Source organism: Marinimicrobium agarilyticum DSM 16975 (genome assembly GCF_000423345.1).
Classification (GTDB): Bacteria; Pseudomonadota; Gammaproteobacteria; order Pseudomonadales; family Cellvibrionaceae; genus Marinimicrobium; species Marinimicrobium agarilyticum.
Genome location: NZ_KE384008.1, coordinates 459,048 through 479,522, shown reverse-complemented (window position 1 = coordinate 479,522; position 20,475 = coordinate 459,048). Strand labels below are relative to the sequence as shown.

Sequence of the window (20,475 nt, the reverse complement as noted above, 5' to 3'; positions counted from 1 at the left end):
GATGCAACCTTTTCCCCGGAATTTCAAGCCGGGGCGGTCACAACCGCCACCCGCTAATGGATTATACGCTCAGTACGCCGTTTGGATGACCTTATTCGGTCGCGCCACGGTGGCTGACCACCTTGTCCACCAACCCGTACTCCACGGACCGCTGGGCACTCATGAAATTGTCCCGCTCGGTATCGAGCGCGATCTGCTCCACGGATTGGCCGGTATGGTGCGCCATCAGCTCGTTCAGGCGCTCCCGAATGTTCAGGATTTCCCGTGCCTGGATATGGATGTCCGAAGCCTGGCCCTGAGCGCCACCGCTGGGCTGGTGAATCATGACCCGCGAATTGGGCAGGCAGTAACGCTTGCCCTTGGCCCCGGCTGTCAGCAGAAATGCCCCCATACTACAGGCCTGACCCACACACATGGTGCTGATATCGGGCTTGATGAACTGCATGGTATCGTAGATCGCCATACCCGCCGTCACCGAGCCGCCCGGCGAGTTGATGTACAGATGGATGTCCTTGTCCGGGTTTTCCGCTTCCAGAAACAGCAACTGGGCGACCACCAGATTGGCCATATGGTCTTCGACCTGCCCCACCAGAAAGATAACCCGCTCTTTGAGCAGGCGGGAATAGATGTCATAGGAGCGCTCGCCGCGAGCGGTCTGCTCCACCACCATGGGGATCAAGCCGGATGCCATAACGTCAGGTACCTGTTTGGAGAATTCGTTCGACATAGGTTCTTTATGTCCCTTGTTAACTGCGGCGGCCCGGCCGGTGGCCGGGCCGCTGGAGAATGTAGGGAAAGCTTAACCTGAGAATCGCTGATATGCCAGCATCAGGCGAACTTGGCGGGAAGATTGGCCACAAAACAAGCAGTTTGTGGCCTTTTTAAACAATTTACTGCTGTTTCTGGCTGGCGACGATGTCGTCGTAACTGCTGTTTTCTTCAGTCACCTTCGCCTGATCCAGAATGTGGTCGACGACCTGGTCTTCCAGGGCGGCGGACTCCACACCGGAGAGCAGCTCGCGATTCTGGTAGTAGTAATCGACGACCGCATCTGGCTCTTCGTAGGTCGAAGCCAGATCTTCCACCATCTCACGGACGCGCTCGGCGTTGACTTTGATCTCGTTTGCCTTGACGATTTCACCGACAATCAACCCCAGAGCCACGCGGCGCTGTGCCTCTTCCTGGAACATGGTGTCCGGGAGCAGAGATTTGGCATCAAAGTCCTGCGCCTGGCCACCGAAACGCTGCAACATCTGCTGGCGCAGGGTCTCGATTTCGCTGTCAACCAGAGCCTTGGGCAGGTCCGGCTTGTGGTTTTCGAGCAGCGCGTCCATGACCTGAGTCTTGGTCTTGGTTTTGATGGCGTTTTTCAGCTCACGCACCATGTTGGCTTTGACTTCCTTGCGGAACTGGGGCTTACCGCCCTTCTCCACACCGAATTTGGCGTAAAAGTCCTTATCAAGCTCCGGCAGCTCTTTTTCGGAGACGCTTTTGACCGTCACCTTGAATTCAACGTCCGCGCCGCGCAACTCTTCAGCCTGGTAATCCTCCGGGAAGGTCAGCTTCAGGGTCTTCTCGTCGCCGGCCTTCAGGCCAACCAGCCCGTCTTCAAAACCGGGAATCATGGAACCGGAGCCCAGCACAAGGTTCTGACCTTCGGCCTTGCCCCCTTCGAACTCCTCGCCATCGCGGGTACCCACGAAGTCGATGTTGACCTGGTCACCCTCGGCCGCTGCCCGATCCACTTCTTTCCAGGTGGCTTGGTGTTCGCGTAGAACATCGATCATCTTGTCGACGTCCTCGGCGGTGACGTCGGCCTTGTAACGGGTAATCTCGAACGTGGAGAAGTCCCCCAGGTCTACAGACGGGTAAACCTCAAACGTCGCGATGTATTCCAGGTCTTTGCCTTCTTCGAACTGTTTGGGCTCGATCGAAGGCTGGCCGGCGGGCTTGACGTCTTCTTTGCGAACCGCGTCGTAGAAACTGCGGTTGATCAGCTCACCCAGCACCTCTTGACGAACACCGGCGCCGTAACGCTGCTTCACCACTTTCATCGGGACCTTGCCCTTGCGAAAGCCGTTGATACGAATGTTCTTGGCGGCCTGCTGCAAGCGCTTCTGCACTTCGCTGTCCACTTCGGCGGCGGGCACTCCCACCGTCAGGCGACGCTCCAGACCGGATGTTGTCTCTATAGAAACCTGCATTCTCTTCCTCTATACGCTATTCGCATCGGGGGGCCAATGCCGTTAAGGGTGACAAGTGAGTTATCGTAAAGTGGTGCGGTCGGAGAGACTCGAACTCTCACACCTTGCGGCACCAGAACCTAAATCTGGCGTGTCTACCAATTCCACCACGACCGCAAATTCCGGGGCGTTTGCGCTGCATCAAAAGCGTAACGCCCGTCACATGATGCGACAAGTGTTTGATTTCCAATAATTTTTTTGAAAAATCGAACGTCGCACCCGTGCGAAGGCAGGAGATTGTGCCACAAGGTCCGGGAGGGTTCAATAAGCGGGCTAGAGACGTTCCACGGAATAGCCGGCGCGGCGGAGCCCTTCGACCAGACCATCCTCCCCGATCAGGTGACCAATGCCGACCACCAGAAACACGCGTTGACGGGTGCTGAGATAGGACTTCACGGCGTCCGCCATGGCGTCATTGCGGGTCTTGAAGACGCGCTCATACAGGGTTTGGCTGAAAGGATCCTGTCGATCAAAGGCGCCCAGAATGACCGCTTCCAGATCGTTTCGGTTCCCCTCTCGCCAGGCTCGGGCCATACGGTCCAACTGGGGCCCGGTTTTTTCCAGGTCCGCCAGGGTGTGTTCCAGGAAAGCGCTCTGCTCCCCTTCGGTCATGCCGGCGAACAGCGCCAGCTGTTGCTCCAGGGTTTCCAGAGGTTTCACCGGCTTGTCGCCGGCGGCCATGTCCATGAAGTAGCGATCAATACCTTGTCCGGCTTGATAGTCGCTGTGTGCGACCTGAAGGTTCACCAGTTGCAGCGCCGCCAACCAGGGACGCAGGTGGACGATGGATTCGGTTTCCACGCCCAGGCGCTGACTCGCCTCGGTCAGTTGCGACCAGAGCGCTGGGCCGATGCGTTCGGACAACTGGATACCCGAGGGGTATCGACCCAGCCGGTCGAGCGTCGCCCGCATGCGCTGGGGGCCCACCTCGGAGACATCCAGCTCCACCGCCAGCAGCTCAGAGGACTTGTAGGCCTGAAGCACGCTCTCGGGCAAGGGGTAAAAACTGTCGTCTCCAAAATGAAGAGAGCCAAACAGGTAGACTGGTACCGTATGGTCCGGGTGCTGCACCCGCCACAACAGTGGTTGGGCCCGCTCTGGAGTTTCCGCAAAGACCGGCGACGGGGAAAGTAACGCCAATGACGCCACTAGCACGAACAGTAGCGCAACCACTCTGGCGGGAGCGACCAAGACAGCGGGCGACAAGGCGCTCACCGGTGCCCGAAGGCATCGAGAGGAGTGCGTCCCGTCTCTTGTATCGTATGTAACTGCATGCCCGGTCGCCATCGTTGGACCACCTGTTTCATGACGTGGTAGTGATGGCGAAGGAGTCTAGCAGAACCTGCGCGAAAATCGACCCCCTAGTGGTCCAAGTGGCTGGGCGTTGCAGAACCGGCCATAGGGACCACTTATCCGTTCAAACGCTCAATCACGGTGCTGATGCCCTGCCCCAACCCGATACACATGGTCGCGACTCCCAGGGTCATGTCTTTCTCCGCCATGACGGTCAGCAGAGAGCCGGTGATTCGGGTGCCGGAACAGCCGAAGGGATGGCCCAGCGCAATGGCGCCGCCGTTGAGATTGACCCGGTCATCCATATCTTCCAGGAGCCCCAGGTCCTTCAGCACCGGCAAAGATTGGGCGGCAAAGGCTTCGTTGAGCTCCACACACTCGATGTCTTCCATGGTCAGGTTGGCCCCATCCAGCGCTTTTTGGGTCGCCGGCACCGGCCCGTAGCCCATGATCGAGGGATCCACCCCCGCCAGGCCCAGCGACACAACCCGCGCGATGGGTGTCAAGCCCAGAGCCTGGGCCCGCTCCGCGGACATGACCAACATCGACGAGGCACCATCGGAGAGCTGGGAAGACGTGCCTGCGGTCACCTGGCCATTTTTGGGGTCGAAAACCGGGCGCAGTTGGGCCAGCCCTTCCACGGTGGTATCGGCCCGGATGGTTTCATCATCGGCCACCATCAGCGGAAAGCCCTTGTCGTTGTGGCCGGCGACCGGAATAATCTCCCGGCCAAAACTGCCCCGCTCCCGGGCCGCGGCCGCACGCTGGTGAGAGCGGGCGCCAAACTCGTCCATCTGTTGCCGGGTAATATCGTGCAGCCGAGCCAAATATTCCGCGGTGACGCCCATGTTGCCGGCGGCCTTGGCGACGGAGAGCCCCAGCATGGGGTTGGGGTCGATGGCTTCGTACATGGGCAAATGCCCCAGGTGCTCCACCCCGCCAATCAGGTATACATCGCCCAGGCCGGCGCGAATGTTGGCGGTGGCCGTGTGCAGTGCCGCCATGGAGGAGCCACAGAGGCGGTTGACCGTCTGGGCCGGCACGGTGTGGGGCAGCCCGGCCCGCAGCCAGATGTTTCGGGCAATATTGAACGCCTGCTCTTCGCGCTGAAGCACGCAACCCCAAATGAAATCGTCGACCTCGGCCGGGTCCAGCGAGGGATGGCGGGCGAGCAGCCCCTGAATAACCGTTGCGGAAATGTCATCGGCACGACTGTGGCGAAAACAACCGTTCTTGGATCGCCCCATGGCGCTTCGGGCGTAATCCACGATGACCGCGTCTCTGTGATGCAGCGTCATTTCTCACCTCCTTGCTGGGGAGCGGGGTAAAACAGCGTCTCGGTCCGAGCACGCTCATCCAGGCTCGATGGCAATTGATAGAGGGGGCTGAGCGATTCCCAGGGCTGCGCCATGGCTTTCAGTGTGGCGGGGCCAAGGCTGTCCACCCAACGCAGGGGGCCGCCCCGAAATGGCGGAAAGCCGGTGCCGTACACCATGGCCATGTCCGCTTCCGCCGCGGTTTCCACCACGGCTTCATCCAGGCAGCGCACGAGCTCCGTGACCATGGGAATCATCATTCGTGCCACGATTTCCTCATCACTCAGGGACTCGTTGGACAGCGGGCCCAGGCTTTCCCGTGCCTGTTCGCTGCGCTGTTTTTGGGGACGTCCCTTTTTGTCGTCTTCATAGTCGTAGAAGCCGCCGCCACTTTTTTGCCCCAGGCGTCCGGCATCGAACAACACTTCCGTACAGGAGGTATAATCGCGCTTAAGGCGGTCCGGGTAGGCGTCCGCCATGACCTGCTCGGCATGCACGGCCGTATCGAGCCCGACCACATCCAACAGGTACGCCGGCCCCATGGGCCAACCCCAGCGCTCCATCACCCGATCAATGTGTTCATAGTCGACCCCATCGCGAACCAGCATGGCGAAGCCGGCAAAATAGGGAAACAGCACCCGATTCACCAGAAAGCCCGGGCAGTCGTTGACCACCACCGGCTTCTTGCCCAGTTGGGTGGCATAGGCCACGGTGCGCGCAATGGCCTGATCCGAGGTTTTTTCACCGCGAATGACTTCTACCAACGGCATAGCATGCACCGGATTGAAAAAATGCATGCCGCAGAAATTCTCCGGACGCTTGAGCGCCTCGGCCAAAGCGGTAATGGAGATTGTGGACGTGTTGGAAGCCAATACCGTGCGTTCGCTCACCTTACCTTCGGTTTCCGCCAACACCGAGCGCTTGACCTTGGCGTTTTCCACCACGGCTTCCACCACCATGTCGACCTGGTCAAAGCCGTCGTAGGCAAGGGTCGGTTCAATTCGATTAAGCGCTTCGCCCATCGCCTTGGGGGTCATTTTGCCCTTCTCCACCCGTTTGCACAGCAACCGGTTGGCTTCATCGAGGCCCTGTTCGAGGCCTTTCTGGGCAATGTCCTTCATCTTGATCGGCACGCCCTTGTAGGCAGACTGGTAGGCGATTCCGCCGCCCATGATGCCCGCGCCCAATACGGCGGCGCGATTGACACTCTGCTCGTCCCGCTTCTGCCAGCGCTTGGCTTTCTTGCCGAGCAACTGATCACTGATGAAGATGCCCACCAGTGCTTGGGCCACGGGTGTGGTGGCCAAGCGGGCAAAGGTTTTTGCCTCGATTTCAAGGGCGGCATCCCGAGACTCTCCCGCAGCCTCTCGCATCACCTCAATCGCGGCGACGGGCGCCGGATAGTGTCGACCGGCCTGAGCGGCCACCACACTTTTGGCCGTCTCGAATGCCATGGCCGCCTCAATGCGGTTGTGCTTTAGCGGGCTGGTTTTCTGCTGACGGCGCGCCCGATAGTCGAAGCGCCCGGCGCGACATTCGGCCAGGGTGTGAAGGGCCGCGGCACGAAGCTGGTCAACCTCCACGAGCGCATCAACCACTCCGGCTTTCAGGGCCGCTTTAGCGTCCCACTGACGGCCGCTGGCAATCCATTCCGCCGCCGTATCCACGCCCACCAGGCGAGGCAAGCGCACGGTGCCGCCCCAGCCGGGAATGATCCCGAGCGTGGTTTCGGGTAGCCCGATGCGGGTGTCTTCGGTGGCAATCCGGTAATCACAGGCCAGACACAGCTCCATGCCACCTCCGAGCGCGTAGCCCGAGATGGCAATCACCACCGGGAATGGCAGATCCTCCAGACGACAGAAGTTGCGGTTATTCTGGGCGAGGTAGTCCCTCACCGCCTGCTCCCCGGCGGCGAAAAAACTCTGGAATTCGGTGATGTCCGCACCGACCATCAGCGCCGGTTTGGCACTGGTGACGATAAGCCCCGTCACCGACTTGTCGCTGGCAAGCGCATCGAGCGCCTGCTCGAGCTCAATCACCGTTTGACGACTGAACTTGTTGACCGACTCGCCTTCGAGATCAAACGTCAGTTCGACCACTCCGTCATCGAGTCCGGTCAGCTTCAATGTTTTTCCCTGATACATAGACGATCTCTTGTTGGAATCGAAGCGTTGATCCAACCCCGTCTTTAAGACGCCTCGTTGGTAATCATAACGATGGTCGATACGGACGAGGTGTTGCGGGCGCGGAACAACTGCCCCTTGGGCAAATGGAAGCCGTCGCCTTCGTTCAAAGTGTAGCAGCGAACACCGAGGGTCAACTCCAGACTCCCCGATATAACCCACCCGGCTCGCGCCGCCGGAAGTTGTTTGGGAGCGGAGCCGGTATCGGCGCCCGGCGCAAACTGGCAGCGCTCCAACAATCGGGGGCGCCCGCCGGGCACGGGCAGGGATTCAATGGTCAGACCCATATCCGGGCATTCCGTTCGCGCGGCGGAGCCGGCCCGAACAATCCCCCCTTCGGGAGCCTTGGGGTCAAGCGCAAAGAATTGAGCCAGGGAAAGGGGAAAAGCGTCGAGCAGCCGGGCCAGAGACCCCACAGAGGGACTGATCTGGCCCTGTTCGATCAGAGAAATGTTGCTGTTGGTGACCCCCGCGCGGCGTGCCAACTCGCGTTGAGACAGCCCATTGAGCTCGCGCACCTGACGCAGGCGCGCGCCCAACTCCACCGCTTCCGGGTCCCGCTCGCTCCGATCCGCCGTTCGACTCACAGAGATACTCCCTGATTCAATAGGACGCTGACCGCCCGCTGGCGTCAGCGCTTGAGAAGCCGCTCCTGGTCTTGGGGGGGAAGGTTATCCACCACACGTTCAAACGAGTGGTCAATCAGCTCCAGGATAAGATCTTCTGGAACGCTGCCATCGAGCACAATGGTGTTCCAGTGGACCTTGTTCATGCGGTGTCCGGGCTGAATCGCCGGATAAGTGTCGCGTAGCTCCTGGGCGCGGTTTGGATCGCACTTGAGATTGATGTAGGGCACACCATCTTCGCCCTCGGCGAGGGTGGCAAAAAGCTTGTGACACACTTTGAAGGAAGTGACGTCGGGTCCCGCCGGGTGCAGTTCTACCGCTTCGGGTTTCGCCAAAACGCTGGCTTTTGCACTCTCGTAATCCATTGAAGTTGCCTCACTTAGGGTCGTCGGTTAATTTTACAGATAGTTTAACAGCTTAGAAGGACGTTCTGCGATAATCTCGATATTCCGGCTCCCAAAAGTTACGTTCGATCTTCTGCGTCATAACGTCCTCCGATACCGACATTGCCACACCGTCCTCGACGGCCTGCTTGAACACCGCCAGAGCAATCACTCGACTGACCGAGCGGATTTCTCTCAACGGCGGCAGCAACGCCCCTATTCCGGACTGCACCATGGGCGAGCACTCAGACAGGGCGCGACTGGCCGCCACCATCATCTTGTCGGTAATTCTGGTTGCGTTTGACGCCACCACCCCGAGTCCGACGCCCGGGAAGATATAGCTGTTGTTGCACTGCGCGATTTCATGCCGCTGCCCTGCCATATCCACCGGTTTGAACGGACTACCGGTCGCCACAATGGCCTTGCCACCGGTCCAGCGCAGGATGTCCACCGGCTGCGCCTCCACTTGAGAGGTGGGGTTGGATAGCGGCAGAACAACCGGGCGCTCACAATTAAACTGCATGGACTCAATCACAGCTTTGGTAAAAAGCCCCGGTTGCCCGGATACCCCCACCAGCACCGTGGGCTTCGCATTAATAACGACATCGAGCAAACTGATTTGTTCGGGGTCTTTGCTATTGTCCAACGTCCAACTTTTCAGGTGTTTGTCCGGCACACTTAACGGCTTTTGAAAACTCCTTACGCCAGGCGACCCTTCTCGCAACAAGCCAGACCGATTGAGCATGAATATCCGGCGCCGTGCTTCGGACTCAGTCAACCCTTCCTGACACATCAGCACAATGATCTGCTCGGCGATACCGCAGCCGGCCGAACCCGCTCCGGCAAATACAAAGGTCTGCTCCGAGAGGGACTCGCCCTTGGCCTTGCAGGCAGCCAACAACGTACCCACCGTCACCGAGGCCGTCCCCTGTATGTCGTCATTAAAGCAGCACACCCGGTCCTTGTACCGCTCCAAAAGCGGCGTGGCGTTGCCTTGGGCGAAGTCCTCAAACTGAATCAGCGCCTCCGGCCAGCGAACCTTCACCGCCTCGATGAATGCCTCCACAAACTCATGGTAGGCTTCACCGGTAATACGTTCATGGCGCCAGCCCATATACATCGGGTCATTGATCAGGCTTTGATTGTTACAGCCAACGTCAAGCACCACCGGCAGTGTGTAGGCCGGACTGATACCACCACAGGCGGTATAAAGTGCCAACTTTCCGATAGGAATACCCATCCCACCAATGCCTTGGTCACCCAGTCCGAGGATACGTTCACCATCGGTAACCACGATCACTTTGACTTTTTGCTTGGTCGCGTTTTGCAGCATGTCATCAATGCGCTCGCGATCCGGATAGGTGATGAACAGACCGCGCTTGCGGCGGTAAATTTTGGAAAACTGCTGGCACGCCTGGCCCACTGTCGGGGTATAAATGAGGGGCATCACCTCTTCCAGGTGATCCACGATAAGGCGGTAGTACAGAGTCTCGTTGGTGTCCTGAATATTGCGCAGATAAATGTGTTTATCAATATCGCTCTGGAAGGAACACAGCTGCTCGTAAGCACGGGCCTCTTGCTCTTCAATGGTTTCAATACTGTACGGCAGCAGACCTTCCAGGTTAAATTGCTGACGCTCTTGGGTGCTGAATGCGCTACCCTTGTTCAGTAGCGGCGCTTCCAATAGCGCCGGGCCCGCGAAGGGAATATAAATTGGACGTTTTTTCACCATGACACCTAATGCTTATGATCAATCTCACGAATGTTAACACAGCCCCTGTTCCAGAGAAGGTCCGTCTACCCAAGCCTTTACACCGGCGCTGGCCAGGTCCGTTATTGGTCCTGCTGAGTGTCGCATTTTTATGGGGATGCCAGGCTGGAACCGCTCCCTCTGACGAATCGTCAAACGGGCTCCCCGACGCCCTGGTGGACTGTCCCGAAAACCGACCGGACGTGTGCACGCAACAGTACGATCCGGTGTGTGGCTTCGCGGCACCGGGCGTGCCGCTCGGTGACGGACAGTCGTCGGGGCAGGAATGGGCCCGCAATGAGGCCGTTCAGCCCAACCCCCACCGCACCTTCGGCAATGCCTGCAGCGCGTGTAGTAAATCCGAAGTCATCGGGTTTACGGCCGGCGCTTGCGACTGAGCCTAAGACACCGGCTGGGAGACTGGCGCCCTCACGGTGTGGAGCGGGGTGGTTCAGGAGTTGGGAATAAGATTTTCGGCGATGCGGACCATGTTCGCGTTGGCGTTGCGCTGGCTGCGGGCACACGCGGTTTTCAGAGTGGAAACTTTCCAGCGCTGGAAGAAGCCTGTGACGCCGAAAACCTGCATCCGAGCCCGGACCCGGGTGCTCTGCCCCAGATCCTCAAACGTCAGAATCATGCGCGCCCGGTCCCAAGGCATGGGGCCCTCCGCCGAAGGCAGGGGTTCGGGGTGATCTCGGGTGGTGTACTGGTAATCGTAGACAAACCGATCGGGGGCTTGCTGCTCGATCACCTCGACCCGGGTTCGGTATTGGTACTCATCTCCCGGCACTTCCAGCCAGCACACCCTGCCCTCACCCCGAGGGCCCGGCTCAATAAGCAGACGAGTGCCATGAAATTCGGGCAGTTCGGTGAGATAACGGGAAAAGTCGGAGAAGAGTTCAAACACCGCCCTTTGCGGACGCCGAACGGTGTACGAAGTGTCGAAAAAGGGAATCAAACCTGCCTCGTCTATTGAATCCGCATGACGCGAATCAGTTCGTCGCCATCGGACGCATGCAGCACCAGTTCGTTGTCAGCCACTTTGTCCACTGTCACGGCCTGGGGCAGCAATTGAAATAATCGTTGCTCCTGCACCATCACATCCGCCGAGCAGGCCATTTTAGTGCTACCCAATGCCGGCTCGATTATCAGCGCCCGCTCGTGGTAGCGATATACCCCAAAGAACCGGTTGCACCCACCGTTGCCGGTCAGTCGCGGCGGCGCTGAAAACTCAATGAACGCACGACTGCCGTCGGCCACGCCAGCGCCCTGAAGCGCTTTCAACTGCCAACGCCCTTGAAGAGACGCCGCCGAAGGGGCGGAAAACACCCCTTCGCGCTGGGGGGAAGACTGACAGCCAATCAACAGCGCGAGGGCCAAAAGTACCACCAGCCGGCACTGACAGAGAGCACTCATCAGCGGACCTTAGCGACGAAAGCCGGGGGGCAACTGACCGCCGCCACCGCCACCGGGCATACCGCCACCGCCGCCCATCATGCCTCCCATGCCGCGCATCATTTTGTTCATGCCGCCGCCTTTCATTTTTTTCATCATCTTGGACATCTGCTTGTATTGCTTGAGCAGTCGGTTCAGATCCTGAATCTGTGTGCCGGAACCCTGGGTGATTCGGCGCTTGCGGGAGCCGTTGAGTGAGTCGGGGTTGCGGCGCTCAAACGGCGTCATGGAATCGATGATGGTTTCCATGACTTTAAACTGTTTGGTCATGTTCCCCTGTTGCGCCATTTGGGCCATATTGCCCATGCCGGGCAGCTTCTCCATCATCGCGCCCAGGCCGCCCATGCTCTGCATCTGTTGAAGCTGATCTTTCAGGTCTTCCAGGTCAAAACGCTGCCCCTTATTGACCTTCTTCACCAGCTTATCGGCTTTGGCTCTGTCGATTTTCTGCTCGGCCTGCTCAATCAGCGACATCAGGTCGCCCATGCCGAGAATGCGCGAGGCGATCCGGTCCGGATGGAAAGGCTCAAGCGCGTCAACTTTCTCGCCAGTACCGAGGAACTTGATCGGCTTGCCGGTGACATGTCGAACGGACAGGGCCGCACCCCCTCTGGCGTCACCATCGGCTTTGGTGAGTACGACCCCGGTCAGCGGCAACGCATCGTTGAACGCCTTGGCGGTATTGACCGCATCCTGACCGATCATGGCGTCGATCACGAACAGGGTTTCCGCCGGATTCACCGCCTTGTGCAGCGCCTGGATTTCACCCATCAGGGTTTCGTCAATATGCAGCCGCCCCGCGGTATCGACGATAACCACATCGGCAAACTGCTTTCGGCCCTGGGCGATCGCCGCCTCGGCGATGTCCACGGGTTTTTGTTCCGTCGTGGACGGGAAGAAATCGACGCCCACTTCTTCGGCCAGCGTCTCAAGCTGCTTGATGGCCGCCGGACGATAGACGTCGGCACTGACCACCAGCACCTTTTTCTTCTCGCGCTCCTTGAGATAGCGTGCCAGCTTGGCAACGGAGGTCGTTTTACCCGCGCCCTGAAGGCCGGCCATCAGAATGACCGCGGGTGGTTTGACCGCCAGGTCGAGCTTTTCGTTGGCGGCGCCCATGACCTCGACCAGCTCGTCCTGCACGATTTTCAGGAATTGCTCGCCGGGATTCAGTGCCTTGCTGATCTGCTGACCCAGCGCTTTACTGCGAACTTGAGCAACAAAGGCCTTGACCACCGGCAGCGCGACGTCCGCCTCCAGCAGCGCTTTGCGCACCTCACGCAGCGTGTCCTTGATGTTGTCCTCGGTCAGCCTCGCTTTGCCAGTCACCCGGCGCAGCGAATCGGATAAGCGATCACTTAAGGTATTGAACATGGTTACTCTCAACAGCGGATCAGTGTAGGCCGCGATTATACTCCCAAAGGTGGGGCCCGGGTCCAGCCGGACGGCCCCATCCGCCCCCTAGACCCCAAGAGAATGAGAAGCCTTCCGCTTCTCTTTGGGGGCGCCTTGTGACACACTGCATCCTTCGAACCAAACACGCTGAACGAGATACCCATCTGCAAGGATTCCCTGAGACTATGGCCTCACTGCTGCTAAACAGCCTGGCAGCCGCCATCTACCTACTGGCGGGCCTCTACCTGCTCTGGACGCTACGTCTGGGAGATGAACCCAACCGCCGGCGTCTGTTCGCGGCCGTCGCTATCGGCCTGGTCGTGCACGGCCTGGGGCTGCAACAGCTGGTTCATCTCGGCGGTGCGGTTGAGCTGGGTTTTTTCCGGGTTTCCTCGGTGCTTTTCTGGGTGATCAACGCGCTCGTGCTGGTGAGCAGCTTGCGCAAACCCCTTCACAATCTCTTCATGCTGCTACTGCCGCTCTCCGCGCTGGCGGTCCTGGTGTCCATGTTTGCCCGGAGCTCCGGCCACCCTGTGGTGCTGGATTACGCGCTGGCCACCCATGTCCTGCTCTCGGTGCTCGCTTACAGCCTGCTGACCATCGCCACCCTCCAGGCCCTCCTGCTCGCCTGGCAGAATCACCAACTCAAGCACCGCCACCCGACCGGACGGGTCCGGCTGTTGCCGCCCCTGCAGACCATGGAAGCGCTCCTGTTCGAGATTCTCTGGGCCGGCTACTTCGCCCTGACGCTGTCGATCCTCTCGGGGTTCCTTTTTCTGGAAGACCTCTTCGCGCAACATCTTGCGCACAAAACCGTGTTTTCCCTCGCCGCCTGGGTGATCTACAGCGTGTTGCTGTGGGGCCGCCACCAACTGGGATGGCGCGGCTACACGGCCATTCGGTGGACACTCGGCGGGTTCGTATTGCTGATGCTGGCGTACTTTGGCAGCAAGCTCGTGCTCGAGCTTATCCTGGGGCAACCTTGACCCGCCGCCTCAAAAGGGGACGGCCGACAACCGACGCCGGGCATCCACTATTGATTCCCGCCCGGATCTGCTTCAAGATACCCGGCCTCGCAGCAACATGGGCTTAGTCCGCCTTGAATGAAGCACCGCTAGAAATACTGTTTGCCGGCCTGGTGGGCCTGTTGATTCTCTCCGGATTTTTTTCAAGCTCGGAGACCGGGATGATGTCCATCAACCGGTATCGGCTGAAACACCTGAGCAAGAAAGGCGACCCCGGGGCTCTCAGGGTCACCGCGCTGCTGAAGAATCCCGACAAACTGATCGGCCTGATTCTGATCGGCAACAACCTCGTCAATATTTTTGCGGCGTCCATTGCGACCGTCATTGGCGTGCGCCTGTATGGGGACGCCGGCATTGCCGTCGCGGGCCTGCTACTGACCTTCGTCATGCTGGTCTTCTCCGAGGTGACCCCCAAAACACTGGCTGCTCTATATCCCGAGCGTTTTGCGTTTTTCTCCAGTTGGTTCCTCAGGCCCCTGTCTTTCATTCTGGCGCCGGCGGTTTACCTGGTTAACGGTATCTCCAAGAGCATCGCGAAGATGTTCGGGCTGCACAAGTCCCACAGCCATATCGAGCATCTGAATCCGGAAGAGTTGCGGACCGTCGTCGACGAGGCCGGAGACCTGATCCCCGATCAGCACCAGGGCATGCTGCTCAACATCCTTGACCTGGAAAAATCGACGGTCGAGGACATCATGATTCCCCGCAATGAGGTGGAAGGGCTCGATCTCACGCGGCCGGTGGGCGATCTGCTCGAACAGATACGCACCACGGAATATACCCGTCTCCCCCTTTTCGAGAGCGACATCAACAACGTCGTGGGCATTCTGCATCTGCGCAATGCCGCACGGTTCATTCGCGGCACCGATGAAAGCATTACGCTGGACGATTTCCGTCGCTTCGCCAACGAACCTTACTTTGTTCCAGAAGCCACACCCCTGCACACCCAACTGCTGAACTTTCAGCAGCATAAATGCCGCATGGCGCTGGTGGTGGATGAGTATGGTGAGGTTCAGGGCCTGGTTACCCTGGAAGATTTGCTGGAAGAAATTGTCGGCGACTTTACCACCAATTCGGCGGAAGAGTCCGATGAGGACATCCTCCCTCAGGACGATGGCACCTACCTGATTGACGGTGGGACCTTCATACGGGATATTAACCGCAGCCTGGACTGGGATCTGCCTCAGGATGGCCCGAAAACCCTCAACGGCCTGGCGATGGAATACCTGGAAAGCATTCCCGATGCGAACATCGGCTTTGCGCTCGACGGCTACCGCTTTGAAACCACCGAACTCACTGAAAAGATGATTGCCTGGCTGCGCGTGGAAAGGCAACCGGGCGACTCAAAGGATTAGGGCCGCTACTTGTCTCGCATTTGGCGCAGCTTGAACAGAACATAGCCAAGCAGCGCGGCCCCAAGAATCAACCCCACCAGCAACACGGCAGCCGCCCCGAAAAAGCCGGCCAGCTCTTCGAGGCTGACACCCCAACCCCAGACGGCCAGCGCCAGGAAAGCAGCACAGGCGATCAGGCTGACCCAGAGCGTGCGGTAACGACGGTAGGCTTTTCGAAACGACATACTTAAACCTCTTTGGAGTCAGACCCCACCGGCCCGCCTCAGTTCATTCACGCCGCCACTGAGTGCCGTCGGGGGAGTCCTGAAGTACTACGCCCTCAGACTGAAGCTGGTCACGGATCTCATCGGCCCGGGCGAAATTTCTCGCCTTCTTGGCCTCGGCCCGCTCGGCAATCAACGCCTCGACTTTCTCCGCACTGATGTCGTCACCGGCACCGGCCTGCAGGAAGCGTTCGGGCGCCTCCTTAAGCAGACCCAGAATCGAGCCCATCGCCTTCAACTCGGCCGCCAGCAGGCGCGCGTTTTCCGAACTCTTTTCACTGTTGAGCTCTCTGACCAGCTCGTACATTGCTGCCAGCGCCAACCGGGTATTGAAGTCATCATTCAGAGCCGTCACAAAGTCACGATAATAACGACTGTCAGCCAGCGCTTCGGGAGTCGCCGGCGGAACGTCGACATAGTTCTGTAACGCACCATAGAACCGTTCAAGCCCCGAACGGGCTTCGATCAGACTGTCTTCCGAGTAGTTGATCGGGCTGCGGTAGTGGCTGCCAATGAGCAGATAGCGAACCACTTCCGGATGGTATTTTTCGAGCACGTCCCGAATGGTGAAAAAGTTACCCAAGGACTTGGACATCTTTTCGCCGTCAACTCGCAGGGCGCCCGCGTGTACCCAATAGTTCACGTAATGGCAACCATTGGCGGCCTCACTCTGGGCAATCTCATTTTCGTGGTGCGGGAACGGCAAGTCAGGACCACCGCCGTGAATATCAAAGTGCTCGCCCAGGCAGTGCTTGCTCATGGCGGAGCATTCAATGTGCCAACCGGGACGACCGCGCCCCCAGGGGGAGTCCCAACCGGTTTCGCTATCCTCGGCATGTTTCCAGAGGGCAAAGTCCCGCGGGTCTTCTTTCGCGTCCTCCACATCAATACGCGCACCGGCCAGCAACTCTTCCGGGTTTTTGTTGCTGAGTTTGCCGTACTCTTTGAAGTGTTTGACCCGATAATACACGTCGCCATTGCTCGCCGCGTACGCATACTCTTTTTCCACCAGTGTCTGCACCATCGCGATAATATCGTCGATGTGGGCGGTGGCGCGCGGTTCGATATCCGGAGGATCTATCCCCAGGCGCGCCTCGTCCTCGTGAGCGGCTTCGATAAACCGGTGCGTCAGACTCTGGTACGGTTCGCCGTTTTCCTCGGCGCGACGAAGAATTTTGTCGTCAATGTCCGTGATGTTACGCACGTAGGTCAGATCCCAGCCCTGGCTGCGCAGAAAGCGCGCCATCACATCAAACACCACCAGTACACGCGCATGCCCCAAATGGCAATAGTCGTACACAGTGACGCCACAGACGTACATGGAGATCTTGCCCGGCTGAATCGGCTTGAATGCTTCTTTCTGTCGGGTCAGCGTGTTGTACAGGTTTAATGTCATAAGTTATTGCTGGTTCTGAATTTTGGCCCAAGTGTCCCGCAGCTCAATGGTGCGATTGAATACCGGCTTCTCCAATGTGGAGTATTTGCTGTCCAGACAGAAATAGCCGGAGCGTTCGAACTGGTAATGGTCGCCCACCTTTGCGCCCGCCAGGCTGATTTCAGCTTTGCAGTTTTCCAGCACTTTCAGGTTCTCTGGATTGATGGCCTGCAGAAAATTCTTGCCCCCGGCATCCGGTGCCGGATCACTGAACAGGCGATCGTACAGGCGCACCTCGCAGTTGAGGTGGTGAGTTGCAGAGACCCAATGAATCACACCCTTGGGTTTAACGCCATCAGCCGGATCTTTCCCCAGGGTGTCTTCAATAATGCGCGCACGGATTTCGACAATCTCGCCCGACTCGTCTTTGATGGCTTCATCCGCTTCAATCACGTAGGCGTTGCGCAGGCGCACACGCTTACCGAGCACCAGGCGTTTGTATTTCTTGTTGGCCTCTTCGCGGAAATCCTCGTCTTCGATGTACAGCGTGTGGGTAAATGGCAAGACCCGCTCACTGAAATCGTCCCGGTTGGGGTGACCGGGCGCTCGCATTTCCTCGACCCGGTCAGCGGCGTAGTTGGTCAAGGTCACTTTCAGGGGGCGAAGCACACACATGGCTCGCGGTGCGTTTTTATCCAGGTGATCGCGCACGGCATACTCTAGCATACCGACATCCACGACGCTGTCCGACCGGGTCACCCCGATGTTCGCGCAGAAGTTGCGCAGCGCCTCGGGCGGATAACCGCGCCGACGCATACCGGAAATGGTGGGCATCCGGGGGTCATTCCAGGCATCGACATGGCCTTCGTCCACCAACTGCTTGAGCTTGCGCTTGCTGGTGATGGTGTAGTTGATATTCAAGCGGGCGAACTCATATTGCCGAGGCTTGGCTGGCACCGGAAGGTTTTCAAGAAACCATTCGTACAGAGGACGATGGTCTTCAAACTCCAGCGTGCAAATGGAGTGGGTCACCCCTTCAACCGCGTCGCTTTGACCATGAGCGAAATCGTAGGACGGATAGATACTCCAGGTATCGCCCGTATGGTGGTGCTTGGCCTTTTTGATCCGATAAATCACCGGGTCGCGCAAGTTCATGTTGGGTGCGGCCATATCAATCTTGGCCCGCAATACACAACTGCCCTCTTCAAACTCGCCGCGACGCATTTTTTCAAAACGGTCCAGGTTTTCTTCCACGCTGCGTTCGCGATAGGGACTGTTACGCCCCGGCTCGGTCAAGGTACCACGATACTCGCGCGCCTCGTCGGGGTTCAGGTCGCAGACGTAGGCATTGCCTTGTCGAATCAAATGCAGCGCCCAGTCGTAAAGCACCTGGAAATAATCAGAGGTATAACGAACCGGACCACCCCACTGGAAGCCGAGCCACTGCACATCGGCTTTGATGGCGTTAACGTATTCTTCGTTTTCTTTTTCGGGGTTGGTGTCGTCAAAGCGCAAATGGCAGACACCACCAAACTCTTCCGCCATACCAAAATTCAGGCAGATCGACTTGGCGTGACCAATGTGGAGGTAACCATTGGGCTCTGGCGGGAAACGGGTCACCACCTTTTCCACCTTGCCAGCCTCCAGATCCTTACGGATGATCTGCTGGATAAAGTGTTGTGGTTTTTCCGCCGCAGGTTTTTCGACGCTGCTATTGCTTCCGGCGGATGGATGATCGCTCATACGGCTCGCTTTCCCAATTGGCTCAGTGAAGGTCGGGCTCCGAGGTCTCCGACGCAGGAATCTCAGAGCCCGCTAAAACGCGCCCATTGTAAACGCTCCCCGCGGCTTTTCCTAGCAAACCAAGGACTTAGCTGCCCCCGCCCCGTGAGCGTCGAAGGTTCGGTCAGTTCTCACGAGCCGCTGGTGGGGTCGAACGGTAATCCTCCCGGCGGCGAAGCTGATACTCCCGGACCGCTCGGTTGTGCGCTTCGAGCGTATCGGAAAAGACGTGGGTGCCGTCTCCTTTGGCAACAAAGTACAAGGCGGTCCCCTCCGCCGGGTTCATGGCCGCCTCGAGCGCGCCCCGCCCCGGCAGCGCAATGGGTGTGGGAGGCAACCCGGAGATCGTGTAGGTATTGTAATCGGAGGGGGTGCGCAGGTCGCGCCGACTGAGATTACCCTCGTATCGATCACCCATGCCATAGATCACGGTGGGATCAGTCTGCAGACGCATTCCCCGCTGCAATCGACGAACAAAGACGCCCGCAATCTCTTTCCGCTCCCAGGTCGCGCCCGTTTCCCGCTCAATGATGGACGCCATGATCAACGCTTCATAGGGCGAGTCGTAAGGCAGCCCCGTCGCACGGGTCTCCCACAGCGCCTGTAACTGGCGGTCCATCGCTGCATGGGCTCGGCGCAACAGGGCCACATCGGTGGTGCCTCGCACATAGCGGTAGGTGTCGGGAAAGAACCAGCCCTCAGGGTGGGCCAGATCGAGTCCGAGACGCTGAAGCTGCTCGGACTCCGACAGGCCTATGAGCTTCGCGTCAACCGTGGGTTCGGCATGCAACGCCTCGAGTGCCTGTTGGTAGGTCCACCCTTCGATCAGCGTCACCTGATGGAGGATGACATCGCCCTCCACCAACTGGGTCAAAAGCCCTTGCGGTGTCAGGCCCGGCTCCAATTGGTACTCGCCCGCGTGGACCCGAGTCCGATCGATCAGTTGTGCGTAGAGGCTGAGTGCCCGGGGGTGTTTCAGCACCTCCCGCTGCGCCAGGTCGGCCGTAACATGACTCAGACTCTGCCCTCGTTCAAGCTGATAGCCGATACCCTCCGGCGGCAGCTGCAGCGGGCTGTTCAACCAATGGTAACCGTAGGCCATCAACCCCGCCCCCAAGACCAACCCCAACAGGATCAACCGTCCCAATACTCGCAACACGCTCACTCCCCTTTCCCATTCACGCCCGGGCGACTCACCAACCATGATTCAAATGCTCTTTGGAGCTGCAGACTCTGTTCGCCCACGGCCCAATGACCCCCCTCCGGTGCCAGACCGGTAACCGGCCATATTCCGAACACACTGTTACACACAAACCATTCCCGCGCCGACATGAGGTCCTGCAAGCTGATGGTCGCTTCTGAGACGGCAATGCCCTGCGCCGGCGCCAGAGACTCGAGCAGCAACTGCCGCATGACGCCCGCCACGCCGTTGCGCTCAAGCGCTGGCGTGCGCCACCCCGCTTCGAGACGGACGAATACGTTGCTGAGCGTCCCCTCGATGACTCGATCCGCGGCATCAAGCAGCAGCCCCTCCGGATAATCATCCCCCCATTCAGATCGAGCCAGTACGTATTCCAGACGGTTCAGATGCTTCATTCCCGCCAGTGCGGGATTATCTCCCAGCCGGTGCTGACACTGATACAGCGTGACCCCAGTGCGTCCGCGCTCCCAGGCAGGAGATTCGCCTGGGCGAAACTGCCAGCATAAACTCGGCTCGGGGTTAACGGGGGCCTGATAGGCACGCCCGCCCTCCCCGCGGGTCACGATCAGCTTGAGCACACCGTTCTGCGCTTGAGCAGCGTTCAGCACCCGCTCGCGCTCGCGCTCCAGCCGCTCGCCGTCCAGCGGAATACCAAGGCGTCTTGCCCCCGCACTCAACCGTTGCCAATGCAACGCCCAGAGAGGCACCTGGCCGGCCCTGACCCGACAGGTTTCGAACAGACCGTCGCCATAGGCCAACCCCCGGTCCAGGGGGGAGAGGCGGGCGTCAAAAACACCGTTGGTCATCGTAATCATGGAGGGCTCGGGCAT

Annotated in this window: 19 protein-coding genes and 1 tRNA gene; 3 read left to right on the top strand and 17 right to left on the bottom strand. The window is 59.0% G+C overall.

Annotation, left to right across the window (positions count from 1 at the left end; all coding sequences use genetic code 11):
- Nucleotides 1–91 precede the first annotated feature (91 nt).
- The 9 genes from clpP to G547_RS0118005 form a co-directional block, all read right to left on the bottom strand.
- Entirely contained in the window at nucleotides 92–727 is a 636-nt protein-coding gene (gene clpP, locus G547_RS0118045) for an ATP-dependent Clp endopeptidase proteolytic subunit ClpP (RefSeq protein ID WP_027331030.1), read from the bottom strand.
- Between the two features lie 163 nt (nucleotides 728–890).
- Entirely contained in the window at nucleotides 891–2,204 is a 1,314-nt protein-coding gene (tig, locus tag G547_RS0118040) for a trigger factor (RefSeq protein WP_027331029.1), read from the bottom strand.
- Nucleotides 2,205–2,275: 71 nt separating this feature from the next.
- Nucleotides 2,276–2,360 (bottom strand) — tRNA-Leu (locus tag G547_RS0118035).
- A 156-nt stretch (nucleotides 2,361–2,516) separates the two neighbouring features.
- The gene (locus tag G547_RS0118030; RefSeq protein WP_169449471.1) at nucleotides 2,517–3,449 is read right to left on the bottom strand and encodes a TraB/GumN family protein; all 933 of its coding nucleotides are present in this window, start codon (nucleotides 3,447–3,449) and stop codon (nucleotides 2,517–2,519) included.
- Nucleotides 3,450–3,652: 203 nt separating this feature from the next.
- Nucleotides 3,653–4,834, bottom strand: coding sequence for an acetyl-CoA C-acyltransferase FadA (gene fadA / locus G547_RS0118025; protein ID WP_027331027.1), 1,182 nt, complete (start codon nucleotides 4,832–4,834; stop codon nucleotides 3,653–3,655).
- Nucleotides 4,831–6,996, bottom strand: coding sequence for a fatty acid oxidation complex subunit alpha FadB (gene fadB / locus G547_RS22185; protein ID WP_036189330.1), 2,166 nt, complete (start codon nucleotides 6,994–6,996; stop codon nucleotides 4,831–4,833). Before fadB ends, fadA begins: the two co-directional genes overlap by 4 nt.
- A gap of 44 nt (nucleotides 6,997–7,040) precedes the next feature.
- Nucleotides 7,041–7,622: a helix-turn-helix domain-containing protein gene (locus G547_RS22180; RefSeq protein WP_051235703.1), complete on the bottom strand. Its 582-nt coding sequence runs from the start codon at nucleotides 7,620–7,622 to the stop codon at nucleotides 7,041–7,043.
- Between the two features lie 44 nt (nucleotides 7,623–7,666).
- Entirely contained in the window at nucleotides 7,667–8,026 is a 360-nt protein-coding gene (locus tag G547_RS0118010; protein WP_027331026.1) for an MmcQ/YjbR family DNA-binding protein, read from the bottom strand.
- Nucleotides 8,027–8,078: 52 nt separating this feature from the next.
- Nucleotides 8,079–9,776, bottom strand: coding sequence for an NAD-dependent malic enzyme (locus G547_RS0118005; protein WP_027331025.1), 1,698 nt, complete (start codon nucleotides 9,774–9,776; stop codon nucleotides 8,079–8,081).
- A gap of 194 nt (nucleotides 9,777–9,970) precedes the next feature.
- Between G547_RS0118005 and G547_RS23545 the strand changes: the two genes are divergently transcribed.
- Nucleotides 9,971–10,192 carry a hypothetical protein gene (locus G547_RS23545; RefSeq protein ID WP_157209931.1) on the top strand — a complete coding sequence of 74 codons (222 nt, stop codon included), beginning with the start codon at nucleotides 9,971–9,973 and terminating at the stop codon, nucleotides 10,190–10,192.
- Nucleotides 10,193–10,245: 53 nt separating this feature from the next.
- On the opposite strand, the gene G547_RS0118000 is transcribed toward G547_RS23545, so the two are convergent.
- From G547_RS0118000 to ffh, 3 genes are read right to left on the bottom strand one after another with little or no spacing between them, the layout of a single operon-like run.
- The gene (locus G547_RS0118000; protein ID WP_027331024.1) at nucleotides 10,246–10,752 is read right to left on the bottom strand and encodes an SRPBCC family protein; all 507 of its coding nucleotides are present in this window, start codon (nucleotides 10,750–10,752) and stop codon (nucleotides 10,246–10,248) included.
- Nucleotides 10,753–10,763: 11 nt separating this feature from the next.
- Nucleotides 10,764–11,210 (bottom strand): META domain-containing protein, encoded by a 447-nt coding sequence (locus G547_RS22870; protein WP_051235702.1) that lies wholly within the window; start codon nucleotides 11,208–11,210, stop codon nucleotides 10,764–10,766.
- Nucleotides 11,211–11,219: 9 nt separating this feature from the next.
- Nucleotides 11,220–12,623 (bottom strand): signal recognition particle protein, encoded by a 1,404-nt coding sequence (gene ffh, locus G547_RS0117990; protein ID WP_027331023.1) that lies wholly within the window; start codon nucleotides 12,621–12,623, stop codon nucleotides 11,220–11,222.
- Nucleotides 12,624–12,829: 206 nt separating this feature from the next.
- On the opposite strand from ffh, the gene G547_RS0117985 reads away from it, so the two are divergent.
- Together G547_RS0117985 and G547_RS0117980 are read left to right on the top strand one after the other, a co-directional pair.
- Nucleotides 12,830–13,630 carry a cytochrome C assembly family protein gene (locus G547_RS0117985; RefSeq protein WP_036189327.1) on the top strand — a complete coding sequence of 267 codons (801 nt, stop codon included), beginning with the start codon at nucleotides 12,830–12,832 and terminating at the stop codon, nucleotides 13,628–13,630.
- 113 nt (nucleotides 13,631–13,743) lie between these two features.
- Entirely contained in the window at nucleotides 13,744–15,024 is a 1,281-nt protein-coding gene (locus G547_RS0117980) for an HlyC/CorC family transporter (RefSeq protein ID WP_027331021.1), read from the top strand.
- Between the two features lie 5 nt (nucleotides 15,025–15,029).
- Here G547_RS0117980 and G547_RS22170 read toward each other — a convergent pair whose 3' ends face one another.
- The 5 genes from G547_RS22170 to pabC all read right to left on the bottom strand — a co-directional run bounded on the left by G547_RS22170 (nucleotide 15,030) and on the right by pabC (nucleotide 20,460).
- Nucleotides 15,030–15,248: a hypothetical protein gene (locus tag G547_RS22170; protein WP_036189324.1), complete on the bottom strand. Its 219-nt coding sequence runs from the start codon at nucleotides 15,246–15,248 to the stop codon at nucleotides 15,030–15,032.
- Between the two features lie 43 nt (nucleotides 15,249–15,291).
- Nucleotides 15,292–16,683 (bottom strand): cysteine--tRNA ligase, encoded by a 1,392-nt coding sequence (gene cysS, locus G547_RS0117970; RefSeq protein WP_027331020.1) that lies wholly within the window; start codon nucleotides 16,681–16,683, stop codon nucleotides 15,292–15,294.
- A 3-nt stretch (nucleotides 16,684–16,686) separates the two neighbouring features.
- Nucleotides 16,687–18,405, bottom strand: coding sequence for a glutamine--tRNA ligase/YqeY domain fusion protein (locus tag G547_RS0117965; protein WP_051235701.1), 1,719 nt, complete (start codon nucleotides 18,403–18,405; stop codon nucleotides 16,687–16,689).
- A gap of 163 nt (nucleotides 18,406–18,568) precedes the next feature.
- Nucleotides 18,569–19,603: an endolytic transglycosylase MltG gene (gene mltG, locus G547_RS0117960; RefSeq protein ID WP_027331018.1), complete on the bottom strand. Its 1,035-nt coding sequence runs from the start codon at nucleotides 19,601–19,603 to the stop codon at nucleotides 18,569–18,571.
- A gap of 2 nt (nucleotides 19,604–19,605) precedes the next feature.
- On the bottom strand, nucleotides 19,606–20,460 hold the full coding sequence (gene pabC / locus G547_RS0117955; RefSeq protein WP_027331017.1) for an aminodeoxychorismate lyase: 855 nt from the start codon (nucleotides 20,458–20,460) through the stop codon (nucleotides 19,606–19,608).
- Nucleotides 20,461–20,475 lie beyond the last annotated feature (15 nt).

Excerpts from the sequence above, each read along its gene's own strand:
- clpP (WP_027331030.1), bottom strand. The coding sequence starts at position 727 with ATGTCGAACGAATTCTCCAAACAGGTACCTGACGTTATGGCATCCGGC.
- tig (WP_027331029.1), bottom strand. The coding sequence starts at position 2,204 with ATGCAGGTTTCTATAGAGACAACATCCGGTCTGGAGCGTCGCCTGACG.
- fadA (WP_027331027.1), bottom strand. The coding sequence starts at position 4,834 with ATGACGCTGCATCACAGAGACGCGGTCATCGTGGATTACGCCCGAAGC.
- fadB (WP_036189330.1), bottom strand. The coding sequence starts at position 6,996 with ATGTATCAGGGAAAAACATTGAAGCTGACCGGACTCGATGACGGAGTG.
- G547_RS0118010 (WP_027331026.1), bottom strand. The coding sequence starts at position 8,026 with ATGGATTACGAGAGTGCAAAAGCCAGCGTTTTGGCGAAACCCGAAGCG.
- G547_RS0118005 (WP_027331025.1), bottom strand. The coding sequence starts at position 9,776 with ATGGTGAAAAAACGTCCAATTTATATTCCCTTCGCGGGCCCGGCGCTA.
- G547_RS22870 (WP_051235702.1), bottom strand. The coding sequence starts at position 11,210 with ATGAGTGCTCTCTGTCAGTGCCGGCTGGTGGTACTTTTGGCCCTCGCG.
- ffh (WP_027331023.1), bottom strand. The coding sequence starts at position 12,623 with ATGTTCAATACCTTAAGTGATCGCTTATCCGATTCGCTGCGCCGGGTG.
- G547_RS0117985 (WP_036189327.1), top strand. The coding sequence starts at position 12,830 with ATGGCCTCACTGCTGCTAAACAGCCTGGCAGCCGCCATCTACCTACTG.
- G547_RS22170 (WP_036189324.1), bottom strand. The coding sequence starts at position 15,248 with ATGTCGTTTCGAAAAGCCTACCGTCGTTACCGCACGCTCTGGGTCAGC.
- cysS (WP_027331020.1), bottom strand. The coding sequence starts at position 16,683 with ATGACATTAAACCTGTACAACACGCTGACCCGACAGAAAGAAGCATTC.
- G547_RS0117965 (WP_051235701.1), bottom strand. The coding sequence starts at position 18,405 with ATGAGCGATCATCCATCCGCCGGAAGCAATAGCAGCGTCGAAAAACCT.
- pabC (WP_027331017.1), bottom strand. The coding sequence starts at position 20,460 with ATGATTACGATGACCAACGGTGTTTTTGACGCCCGCCTCTCCCCCCTG.